At 66.2% G+C, this 10,630-nt stretch carries 10 protein-coding genes; all 10 read left to right on the plus strand.

Annotation, left to right across the window (positions count from 1 at the left end; translation table 11 throughout):
* The first annotated feature begins 12 nt into the window (after window positions 1-12).
* Complete coding sequence (gene rlmN, locus ACCC97_RS16230) at window positions 13-1,161, plus strand: 23S rRNA (adenine(2503)-C(2))-methyltransferase RlmN (RefSeq protein WP_007828279.1); 1,149 nt, start codon at window positions 13-15, stop codon at window positions 1,159-1,161.
* Window positions 1,162-1,165: 4 nt separating this feature from the next.
* Entirely contained in the window at window positions 1,166-2,020 is an 855-nt protein-coding gene (gene pilW, locus ACCC97_RS16235; protein WP_413314691.1) for a type IV pilus biogenesis/stability protein PilW, read from the plus strand.
* Window positions 2,013-2,969, plus strand: coding sequence for a helix-turn-helix domain-containing protein (locus tag ACCC97_RS16240; RefSeq protein ID WP_413333868.1), 957 nt, complete (start codon window positions 2,013-2,015; stop codon window positions 2,967-2,969). Before pilW ends, ACCC97_RS16240 begins: the two co-directional genes overlap by 8 nt.
* Window positions 2,966-4,246 (plus strand): flavodoxin-dependent (E)-4-hydroxy-3-methylbut-2-enyl-diphosphate synthase, encoded by a 1,281-nt coding sequence (gene ispG / locus ACCC97_RS16245; RefSeq protein WP_413333870.1) that lies wholly within the window; start codon window positions 2,966-2,968, stop codon window positions 4,244-4,246. The genes ACCC97_RS16240 and ispG overlap by 4 nt, the downstream gene beginning before the upstream one ends.
* Before the next feature lie 15 nt (window positions 4,247-4,261).
* A complete protein-coding gene (gene hisS / locus ACCC97_RS16250) occupies window positions 4,262-5,572 on the plus strand; it encodes a histidine--tRNA ligase (protein WP_413333872.1) in 1,311 nt (436 codons plus the stop codon).
* A 6-nt stretch (window positions 5,573-5,578) separates the two neighbouring features.
* A complete protein-coding gene (locus ACCC97_RS16255; protein ID WP_413333874.1) occupies window positions 5,579-6,271 on the plus strand; it encodes a YfgM family protein in 693 nt (230 codons plus the stop codon).
* A gap of 6 nt (window positions 6,272-6,277) precedes the next feature.
* Window positions 6,278-7,420 (plus strand): outer membrane protein assembly factor BamB, encoded by a 1,143-nt coding sequence (gene bamB / locus ACCC97_RS16260; protein WP_007828289.1) that lies wholly within the window; start codon window positions 6,278-6,280, stop codon window positions 7,418-7,420.
* Between the two features lie 66 nt (window positions 7,421-7,486).
* Window positions 7,487-8,830 (plus strand): ribosome biogenesis GTPase Der, encoded by a 1,344-nt coding sequence (gene der / locus ACCC97_RS16265; protein ID WP_007828291.1) that lies wholly within the window; start codon window positions 7,487-7,489, stop codon window positions 8,828-8,830.
* Window positions 8,831-8,993: 163 nt separating this feature from the next.
* The gene (hfq, locus tag ACCC97_RS16270; RefSeq protein WP_007828293.1) at window positions 8,994-9,239 is read left to right on the plus strand and encodes an RNA chaperone Hfq; all 246 of its coding nucleotides are present in this window, start codon (window positions 8,994-8,996) and stop codon (window positions 9,237-9,239) included.
* A gap of 56 nt (window positions 9,240-9,295) precedes the next feature.
* On the plus strand, window positions 9,296-10,465 hold the full coding sequence (hflX, locus tag ACCC97_RS16275; protein WP_413333876.1) for a GTPase HflX: 1,170 nt from the start codon (window positions 9,296-9,298) through the stop codon (window positions 10,463-10,465).
* Window positions 10,466-10,630: the final 165 nt, after the last annotated feature.

Consider the following 10,630-nt stretch of genomic DNA (forward strand, 5'->3'; position numbering starts at 1 on the left):
CCGATCGATTCCATGACCACGGCCAATCTGCTCGAATTCGATCTCGAGGGGTTGGCTGCGTTCTGCGAAAAACTCGGCGAGAAGAAATTCCGCGCCACGCAGCTGTTCCGCTGGATCCACCAGCGTGGCGCCAGCGACTTCGCCCAGATGACCGATCTGGCGAAGTCGCTGCGCGAGAAGCTTGCGACCACGGCGCGCGTGGAGGCCTTGCAGGTCATCACGCAGCACGAATCCAAGGACGGCACGATCAAGTGGCTGTTCGACGTCGGTGACGGCAATGCCGTCGAAGCCGTATTCATTCCAGAGGACGACCGCGGCACCCTGTGCGTGTCGTCCCAAGCCGGCTGTGCGGTCGGATGCCGCTTTTGCTCGACAGGGCATCAGGGCTTCAGCCGCAACCTGAGCACGGGCGAAATCGTCGCCCAGCTCTGGTTTGCCGAACACTTCCTGCGCAAGCACCTGAAGCGCGACGAACGCGTCATCTCCAACGTGGTGATGATGGGCATGGGCGAGCCGCTGCAGAACTACTCGGCGCTCGTGCCCGCGCTGCGCACCATGCTCGACGACAACGCCTACGGGCTGTCGCGCCGTCGCGTGACGGTGTCGACCTCCGGCGTGGTGCCCATGATCGACCGCCTCGGCGCCGATTGCCCGGTGGCCATGGCCGTCTCGCTGCATGCGCCCAATGATGCGTTGCGCGACGACCTCGTGCCGCTCAACCGCAAGTATCCGATCGCCGAACTGATCGAGGCCTGCAAGCGCTACCTGGCGCATGCACCGCGCGACTTCATCACCTTCGAGTACTGCATGCTCGACGGAGTGAACGATCAGCCTGAGCATGCGCGGCAGCTCATCGAGCTGGTGCGTACGCACGGCATCTCGTGCAAGTTCAACCTGATCCCGTTCAACCCCTTTCCGGCGTCGGGCCTGCTGCGCTCACCGCAGCCACGCGTACTGGCATTCGCCAGGACGCTGAGCGAAGCCGGCCTCGTGACCACCGTGCGCAAGACGCGCGGCGACGACATCGACGCCGCCTGCGGCCAGCTCGCTGGCGACGTCAAGGACCGCACCCGTGCGGCCGAGCGCATGGCGCAGCGCCGCGCGGCGGAGCGCCCCATTGTTTTGCATCCGGTCCGCAAGACCACCCCCCAGGAGCACTGAACCGATGAGCATGGCCATTCCGATGACGACCGCGAGCGTGCAGCGGATGCTGACTGTGGGTTTCGCGGGCGTTGCCATGGCGTTGCTGCTTGGGGGCTGCGTGAACACGCGCACCACCACCACCAGCCTGGCCGACACCAGTTCGGGCAAGGGTGCCGAGATCGTCACCGAGTCCGACGAAACCAGCCGGCAGCGCCGTGCGCGCCTGCGCATGGAACTGGCCTCCGGCTATTTCGAGCATGGCCAGACCACCGTCGCGCTCGACGAGATCAAGCAGGCGCTGGCCGCCGATCCCAACAACGCCGACGCCTACAACCTGCGCGGCCTGGTCTACATGCGGCTCGACGACGCCGCGCTGGCCGAAGACAGCTTCCGCCGCGCCATCGCCATCAATCCGCGCGACCCCAACGCGCGGCACAACTACGGCTGGCTGCTGTGCCAGCAGAACCGCTACGGCGATGCGGCTGCGCAGTTCACCGAAGCCCTGGCCGTGCCGAGCTATGCGGACCGCGCCAAGACGCTCATGACGCAGGGCGTGTGCGAACTCAAGGCCGGCCAGCGGGTCCAGGCGGAGCGCAGCCTCATGCAGGCCTACGAGATCGACGCCGGCAATCCGGTGGTCGGCTTCAATCTGGCTTCATTGCTGGCGCAGCGCGAAGAATGGTCGCGCGCGCAGTTCTACATTCGCCGCGTCAATAACAGCCCCTCGGCCAGCGCCGAGACGCTCTGGCTCGGCATCAGGGTCGAACGAAAGCTGAACAACCGCGAGGCAGTCGCGCAGTTGGGAGGTCAACTGCAACGACGCTTCCCCCAGTCGCGGGAGGCAACAGCGTACGAGCGCGGGAATTTCAATGACTGATCGGGTTTCGGAGTTCGGCACTTTCGCAGCACAGCCGCTGGAAGAAGGCGACATCACGCACAAGACAGCCGGTGACCTGCTGCGCGAGGCGCGCGAGGCCCACGGCCTGCACATCGAGATGGTGGCTGCCGCGCTGAAGGTGCCGCCGCAGAAGCTCATGGCGCTTGAAGCGGACGATATCGCCTCGCTGCCCGATCCGGTCTTCGCTCGCGCTCTGGCGAGCAGCGTCTGCCGCGCGTTGCGCATCGATCCCGCGCCCGTGCTCGCGAAGCTGCCCAGCACGCAAAAGGTGTCGCTGGCCGAGGCCGATCGCACGCTGCGAGGGAACATCGCCTCCAACACGCCTCGCTGGAACAACAACGGCCGTTCCAGTGGGCTGCCTTCGCGTGCGCTGCTGATCGCGGTGGGGCTCCTGCTGGTGGCCGCGGGTGCGCTGTTCTGGTTGCCGCAGTCGGTGTTCGACCAGATCGGGGCTTCCGTGTCGCGGCTGACGGCCCGAGGCGAATCCAGTGAGGGTTCGGCGCCTGCCGGCGGACCGGTGTCGTCCAGCGGGACCGGCGCTGTCGCGGAAAACGTGCCCGTGCAGGCCGTGGCGCCGAGCGGTCCGGTGGGCGAGGCTCCCGCGGCCGCCGGCCCTGGTGCGCCTGCTGCCGCCGCGACACCGGCCGCTGCGGCGCCCGCTGCGCCCGCCACGGCTGCCGCCAGCGCCCAGCAGCTTGTCTTCGTGGCACGGGAAGAGTGCTGGGTCACCGTGACCGAAGCCGGGGGCAAACAGCTGCTGCGCCGCAGCCTGAAGGCTGGCGAAACGGTGGGTTTGTCGGGCACGCTGCCGCTGTCCGTCGTGGTCGGGCGCGCGTCGAGCGTCGACGTGCAGGTGCGTGGCCAGCCATACGACCTGAAGCCCGTCACCAAGGGTGGTGGCGTGGCACGCTTCGAGGTGAAACCATGATCGGCGAATGCCTCCCGCTTCCCATCGAGTCGGCCGCGCCAAAAGCGCGCCGCTCGCGCCAGGCCAACGTGGTCTGGGGGCCGCGCGTGGTCACGGTGGGCGGCGACGCTCCGGTGCGCGTGCAGTCCATGACCAACACCGACACCGTCGATGCCATTGGCACCGCGATCCAGGTGAAGGAACTGGCCATTGCCGGCTCCGAAATGGTCCGCATCACGGTCAATACGCCCGAGGCCGCCGCGCAGGTGCCCTACATCCGCGAGCAGCTCGACCGCATGGGGATCGACGTGCCGCTGATCGGCGACTTCCACTACAACGGCCACCGCCTGCTGACCGACTATCCGGCCTGCGCCGAGGCGCTGAGCAAGTACCGCATCAACCCCGGCAACGTGGGCAAGGGCGACAAGAAGGACAGGCAGTTCGGCCAGATGATCGACGCGGCCATGCGCTGGAACAAGCCTGTGCGCATCGGCGTCAACTGGGGCAGCCTCGACCAGGAACTGCTCGCCAGCCTGATGGACACCAACAGCCAGCGCGCCGAGCCCTGGGATGCCAGGCAGGTGATGTACGAGGCGCTGATCACTTCGGCCGTCGAGTCCGCCAGGCTGGCCGAGTCGATGGGCATGAGCGGCAACCAGGTCATCCTGTCGTGCAAGGTGAGCGGCGTGCAGGACCTGATCTCGGTCTACCGCGAACTGGCCAGGCGCTGCGACTATCCGCTGCACCTGGGCCTCACCGAGGCCGGCATGGGCACCAAGGGCACGGTGGCCTCGGCCACGGCGTTGTCGATTCTGCTGCAGGAGGGCATTGGCGACACGATTCGCGTGTCGCTCACGCCGCAGCCGGGCGAGTCGCGCACGCAAGAGGTGCTGATTGCCAACGAGATCCTGCAAGCCCTGGGCCTGCGCGTGTTCGTGCCGAGCGTCACAGCCTGCCCGGGCTGCGGCCGCACCACCAGCACCACGTTCCAGGAACTGGCCAAGCAGATCGACGACTACCTGCGCCTGCAGATGCCGGTCTGGCGCAAGAAATATCCGGGCGTCGAGACGCTGAAGGTGGCCGTCATGGGCTGCATCGTCAACGGCCCCGGCGAGAGCAAGCACGCCGACATCGGCATCAGCCTGCCTGGCACCGGCGAGGCGCCTGCCGCGCCAGTCTTCATCGACGGCGAAAAGGCACTCACGCTGCGCGGCGACAATATCGCCAACGAGTTTCACCAACTCGTCGAAACCTACATCGAAAAGCGCTTCGGCGGCGAGCACGCTGCCCTGGCCTGACACCTCCGCAGACTCATGGCTGAAAAATTGAATGCCGTCAAAGGCATGAACGACATATTGCCGCCCGAATCGGCGCGCTGGGAATGGCTCGAGGCCACCGTGCGCGACCTGATGGGGCGCTATGCGTACCGCAACGTCCGCACGCCGATCCTCGAGCACACGGCGCTGTTCGTGCGCGGCATCGGCGAGGTGACGGACATCGTCGAGAAGGAGATGTACTCCTTTCACGACCGCTCGGACAAGTACGGCGACAACGACCACCTGACGCTGCGGCCCGAGAACACCGCCGGCATTGTGCGGGCCGCGATCGAGCACAACATGCTCTATGACGGCGGCAAGCGCCTGTGGGCCATCGGGCCGATGTTCCGGCGCGAGAAGCCGCAGCGCGGGCGTTTCCGGCAGTTCCACCAGATCGACGTCGAGGCACTGGGTTTTGCCGGTCCCGACATCGACGCTGAATTGATCCTGCTCGCGAGTGCGCTCTGGAAGGCGATCGGCCTGACCGACGTGCGGCTGGAGCTCAACAGCCTTGGCCAGCCGGCAGAGCGGGCGCAGCACCGTGCTCAGCTCATCGCGCACTTCGAGGCACATGCCGACAAGCTCGACGAAGACGGCAAGCGCCGCCTGCACAGCAACCCGCTGCGCATCCTCGACACCAAGAATCCGGCGATGAAGGATGTGGTCGAGTCGGCGCCGAGACTGATGGATTTCCTCGGTGCCGAATCGCTGGCGCACTTCGAGGGATTGAAGGCCATCCTCGACGCCAACGGCGTCGCCTACACCATCAACCCGCGCCTCGTGCGCGGCCTCGATTACTACAACCTCAGCGTGTTCGAGTTCGTGACTGACCGGCTCGGCTCGCAGGGCACGGTGTGTGCCGGCGGCCGCTATGACGGCCTGTTCGAGCAACTCGGCGGCAAGCCGGCGCCTGCAGTGGGATGGGCAATCGGCGTGGAGCGCGTGCTCGACCTCATGAAGGAGCAGGGCACTCAGATCCCGGTACGGGCCCCCGATGTCTATGCCGTCGTGCCCGATGCCTCTGCCATGCCGGTGGCGCTGCGTACGCTGCAGCAGTTGCGTGACGCCGGCGTGCGTGTGCAGATGCACGCCGCCACGGCGGATGGCCTCGGCAGCTTCAAGTCGCAGTTCAAGCGGGCCGACAACAGCGGCGCCACCTACGCCCTGATCTTCGGCGCCGATGAACTTGCACGCGGCGAAGTGACTCTCAAGGCGCTGCGCGACGGAAGCGGTGCGCAGACCTCCCGGCCGCTTGCCGAAGTGGCCACCTGGGCCGCCACCCTACAATCGCCGGCTCCCAACACCTGACAGCGCATGGCAACCCATCTCGACCTCGAAGAACAGGAACAGCTCGACCAGCTCAAGCATTTCTGGAACACCTACGGCACCCTGATCACATGGGCCGTGCTGCTCGTCGCTGGCGCCTTCGTGGCCTGGAACGGCTGGCAATGGTATGGACGCAACAAGGCGGCGCAAGCCTCGTCGCTCTACGACGAAATCGAGAAGACCGCGCAGGCCGGCGATCCGGCGCGCATCGCGCTCGTGCTCGACGACATGAAGAAGCGCTTCTCGGGCACTACCTACGCGCAGCAGGCCGGCCTGCTGGTCGCCAAGACGCTGTACGAAAAGGGCAATGCCACGGGCTCGCGCGCGGAACTCGAATGGGTTGCGCAGAACGCCGTCGATCCGGGCTACAAGGCTATTGCCAGGCTGCGGCTGGCGGCCGAACTGCTCGACAGCAAGTCCTACGACGATGCGATCAAGCAGCTCGACAGCAGCGTACCCAAGGAATTCGAACCGCTGGTGGCCGACCGCAAGGGCGACATCTACCTGGCCCAGGGCAAGCGCGCCGAGGCGCAGGCCGAATACCGCAAGGCCTGGACCGGCCTTGGTGCCACCTCCGACTACCGCCGCCTGGTCGAAATCAAGCTCAACGCGGTCGGTGTCGACCCGAAGAGCCTGGCGCCAGTCGTCACCGTCACACCCGCAGTCCCCAAAACTCCCTGACCGCATATGAATTTCAAGCGTTTCATGCCTGAATCGACCGCCCTGCGCGCGGGATCAGCTCTTGTTTTGGTGGCGCTCCTCGCCGCCTGTTCGGGCAGCAGCAAGCCGAAGCCGGCAGAACTTCCCGCCAATCCGGCCCTGATGGGCGTGCGCCAGGCTTGGACGGTGCGCATCCCCGAGGTCAAGTTCCCTCTCACTACCGACATCAGCGGCGACACCGTCACCGTGGCCGGCAGCGATGGCACGGTGGTTGCCATCGACGCTCGCGCCGGCCGTGAAACCTGGCGCGCGAGCGCCGGCGCACCGCTGGCAGCCGGTGTAGGCAGCGACGGGTCGATGGCCGCAGTCGTGACCACCGGCAACGAACTGGTCGCCATCGAGAACGGCAAGGTCCTGTGGAAGCAGAAACTCTCGGCCCAGGCCTTCACAGCACCGCTCGTGGCGGGACGCCGCGTGTTCGTGCAGACCGCCGACCGCAGCATCAGCGCCTGGGACGGGCAGAGCGGCCGCCGCCTCTGGATCCAGCAGCGCACGGGTGAAAACCTCGTGCTGCGCAAGTCGGGCGTGCTGATCGCCGTGGGCGACACGCTGGTCGCAGGCATCGGCGGCCGTCTGGTGGGCATCAACCCCGCCAATGGCACTTCGCGCTGGGAATCGCCTATTGCGGCACCGCGCGGCACCAACGACGTGGAGCGCCTGGTCGATCTGACCGGCAGCGTGAGCCGCTTCGGCGACACCATCTGCGCCCGCGCGTACTACGCCAGCGTCGGCTGCGTCGAGACCGTGCGCGGCTCGCTGGTCTGGAGCAAGCCCGCCTCGGGCGCCGACGGCGTCAGCGGCGACAGCGGTTTTGTCTTCGGTACCGAGTCCGACGGCAGCGTCGTCGCGTGGCGCCGTGCCGACGGCGAGCGCGCCTGGCAGATGAGCCGCTTGAAGAACCGCAACCTCACCGCGCCGCTGGCCGTGGGCCGCTCGCTGATCATCGGCGAAGACACCGGCACGCTGCACTTCGTGTCGCGTGAAGATGGCGCGTTGCTCAATCGTGTCACGCCCGATGGCTCGGCCATCACCGTCACGCCGGTGCTGGCCGGCAACACGGTCGTGGTCGTGACTGCCAAGGGTGGCGTGTTTGGTTATCGCCCTGAATAACTCTTTCCTTTTCCTTTTCTCTTTCCAAGGCCCGACCATGAAAACCGCGCCATCGAAAGGCCGGCCATGAAGCCGGTCGTGGCCCTGGTCGGGCGGCCCAACGTTGGCAAGTCGACCCTCTTCAACCGCCTGACCCAGACGCGCGACGCCATCGTCGCCGACTTCGCCGGCCTCACGCGCGACCGCCACTACGGCAATGGCCGCCTGGGCAAGCACGAGTTCATCGTCATCGACACCGGTGGCTTCGAACCCGACGCGGGCAGCGGCATCTACAAGGAAATGGCCAAGCAGACGCGGCAGGCCGTGGCCGAGGCCGACGTGGTGATCTTCGTCGTCGACGCCCGCGAGGGCCTGTCGGCGCAAGACCACGACATCGCCAACGAACTGCGCCGCCTCGGCAAGCCGTGCGTGCTGGCGGCCAACAAGGCCGAGGGCATGCACGACGGCACCAAGCTGGTCGATTTCTACGAACTCGGCTTCGGCGACGTGCATGGCGTATCTGCTGCGCACGGGCAGGGCATGCGCGACCTCGTCGAACTCGCCCTGGAACCGCTGAACCTGCCCGATCCCGACGACGAGGCGGACGAGGACGAGGTCAACAAGCCGATCAAGCTGGCCGTGGCCGGACGGCCCAACGTGGGCAAGTCCACGCTGATCAACACCTGGCTCGGCGAAGAGCGCCTCGTGGCCTTCGACATGCCGGGCACCACGCGCGATGCGATCTCCGTGCCCTTCGAGCGCAACGGCCAGCGCTTCGAACTGATCGACACGGCCGGCCTGCGCCGCAAGGGCAGGGTGTTCGAGGCGATCGAGAAGTTCTCGGTGGTCAAGACGCTGCAGGCCATCGAATCGGCCAACGTGGTGCTGCTGCTGCTCGACGCCACGCAGGGCGTGACCGACCAGGACGCGCACATCGCCGGCTACATCCTCGAAAGCGGCCGTGCGGTGGTGATCGCGATCAACAAGTGGGACGCCGTCGACAGCTACCAGCGCGAGCAGATCCAGCGGCAGATCGAGACCCGGCTGCCGTTCCTGAAGTTCGCGGCGCTGCATTTCATCTCGGCCATCAAGCGCCAGGGCCTGGGCCCGGTGTGGCAGGCGATCGCGCAGGCCCACAAGTCGGCCACGCGCAAGATGTCGACGCCGGTGCTGACCCGCCTGCTGCTGGAGGCGGTGCAGTTCCAGGCGCCCAAGCGCGGGGGCATGTACCGGCCCAAGCTGCGCTATGCGCACCAGGGGGGCATGAACCCGCCGGTGATCGTGATCCACGGCAATTCGCTGGAGCACGTGACCGACGCCTACAAGCGCTTCCTCGAAGGACGCTTCCGCAAGGAGTTCGACCTTGTGGGTACCCCCTTGCGCATCGAGTTCAAGAGCTCGCACAATCCATTTGCCGACAAGGACGACTGAGGGGCTTGGCCGCCGATGGCGGCCGATGAACCGCGAGCCGAGTGGAAGTTCCGTCTTTTGAGAGCCGTTATTTTCTCAAGGCTTTTGACCCCGATTGCTGCGGCGCAGAAACCCTGTGTTAAGGTCATCTCTCCAACAACTACTCTTGAACACGGAGAATATCGTGAGCAATAAAGGGCAACTTCTGCAAGACCCGTTTCTGAACACCCTGCGTCGTGAGCACGTGCCGGTTTCCATTTATTTGGTGAATGGCATCAAGCTGCAGGGCCAGATCGAGTCTTTTGACCAGTACGTCGTGTTGCTTCGCAATACGGTGACGCAAATGGTCTACAAGCACGCCATTTCCACCATCGTGCCGGGTCGTGCCGTCAACTTCTCGGCTACCGAGAACGAAGACGCCGCAGCCTGATCGCGCGGAGCGCGGCGGCCCCTGCTGCCGCGCTTTTTCCCAATTTCTGATCCCGCTTGTCTGAACTGATCCCCCGCCAGGAAGGCGCCGCCGTTCTCGTCGGCGTCGATTTCGGGCTGCCCCATTTCGACAGCGAACTCGAGGAACTCGGCCTGCTCGCGCAGACCGCGGGCCTGACGCCCGTCGCCCGCCTTGCGTGCAAGCGCAAGGCACCCGACGCGGCCCTGTTCGTTGGCAGCGGCAAGGCCGAAGAAATCAAGGAGCTGGCTGCCCTGTACAGGGCGAGCGAGGTCATCTTCGACCAGGCCCTGAGCCCCGCGCAGCAGCGCAACCTCGAGCGCCAGCTCGACATCGCGGTCTACGACCGGACCTTTCTCATCCTCGAAATCTTCGCCCAGCGCGCGCGTTCGCACGAAGGCAAGCTGCAGGTCGAGCTGGCTCGCCTGCAGTACCTCAGCACCCGGCTGGTCCGCCGATGGTCCCACCTGGAGCGCCAGACCGGCGGTGCAGGCGTGCGCGGCGGCCCGGGTGAAAAGCAGATCGAGCTCGATCGCCGGATGATCGGCGAGTCGATCAAGCGCACGCGCGAGCGTCTCGCCAAGGTGCAGAAGCAGCGCGGCACCCAGCGCCGGCAGCGCGAGCGCCGCGACACCTTCAACATCTCGCTGGTGGGCTACACCAACGCGGGCAAGTCGTCGCTGTTCAATGCGCTGGTCAAGGCCCGCGCCTATGCGGCCGACCAGTTGTTCGCCACGCTCGACACCACCACGCGCAATCTCTACCTGGGCGATGCCCGGCGGCAGGTGTCGATCTCCGACACCGTGGGTTTCATCCGCGACCTGCCGCACGGGCTGGTCGATGCCTTCAAAGCCACGCTGCAGGAGGCGGTCGATGCCGACCTGCTGCTGCATGTGGTCGATGCCTCCAACCCCCACTACCCCGAGCAGATCGCCGAGGTGCAGGCGGTGCTGCGCGAGATCGGTGCCGACACCGTGCCGCAGCTGTTGGTGTTCAACAAGCTCGACGCTCTTGAAAGCGCGCAGCATCCGCTGCATCTGCAGGACGAGATGGAAATCGACGGCGCGCAGGTCCCCCGCATCTTCCTCAGCGCCAAGAGCGGTGAGGGCGTGCCGTTGCTGCGCGCCGAACTCGCCCGGCAGTCGGGTTCCGTAGCCGATACGATGACCCCTGAGGCAGACACTGAATTGCACGATGCAACCGATTGATTGGGCACAATCCCGCCACTGACAAGAGAACGAAGCGAATGAATTCAAAGCCAGCGCGGAGAGGGTTTCTGGGCATGTTCAACCTGAACGACGGCCGATGGGGTCGCGGCGACGAGCCGTCTTCCAACGGCAGCCGCCCCCCCGACGCCAATCCCCCGGGCGCAC

It is taken from the genome of Variovorax sp. Varisp85 (assembly GCF_047304045.1).
GTDB lineage: Bacteria > Pseudomonadota > Gammaproteobacteria > Burkholderiales > Burkholderiaceae_C > Variovorax.

Coding starts and splice junctions, on each gene's coding strand:
- rlmN (WP_007828279.1), top strand. CDS start 13: ATGACCACGGCCAATCTGCTCGAATTCGATCTCGAGGGGTTGGCTGCG.
- ACCC97_RS16240 (WP_413333868.1), top strand. CDS start 2,013: ATGACTGATCGGGTTTCGGAGTTCGGCACTTTCGCAGCACAGCCGCTG.
- pilW (WP_413314691.1), top strand. CDS start 1,166: ATGAGCATGGCCATTCCGATGACGACCGCGAGCGTGCAGCGGATGCTG.
- hisS (WP_413333872.1), top strand. CDS start 4,262: ATGGCTGAAAAATTGAATGCCGTCAAAGGCATGAACGACATATTGCCG.
- der (WP_007828291.1), top strand. CDS start 7,487: ATGAAGCCGGTCGTGGCCCTGGTCGGGCGGCCCAACGTTGGCAAGTCG.
- bamB (WP_007828289.1), top strand. CDS start 6,278: ATGAATTTCAAGCGTTTCATGCCTGAATCGACCGCCCTGCGCGCGGGA.
- ACCC97_RS16255 (WP_413333874.1), top strand. CDS start 5,579: ATGGCAACCCATCTCGACCTCGAAGAACAGGAACAGCTCGACCAGCTC.
- ispG (WP_413333870.1), top strand. CDS start 2,966: ATGATCGGCGAATGCCTCCCGCTTCCCATCGAGTCGGCCGCGCCAAAA.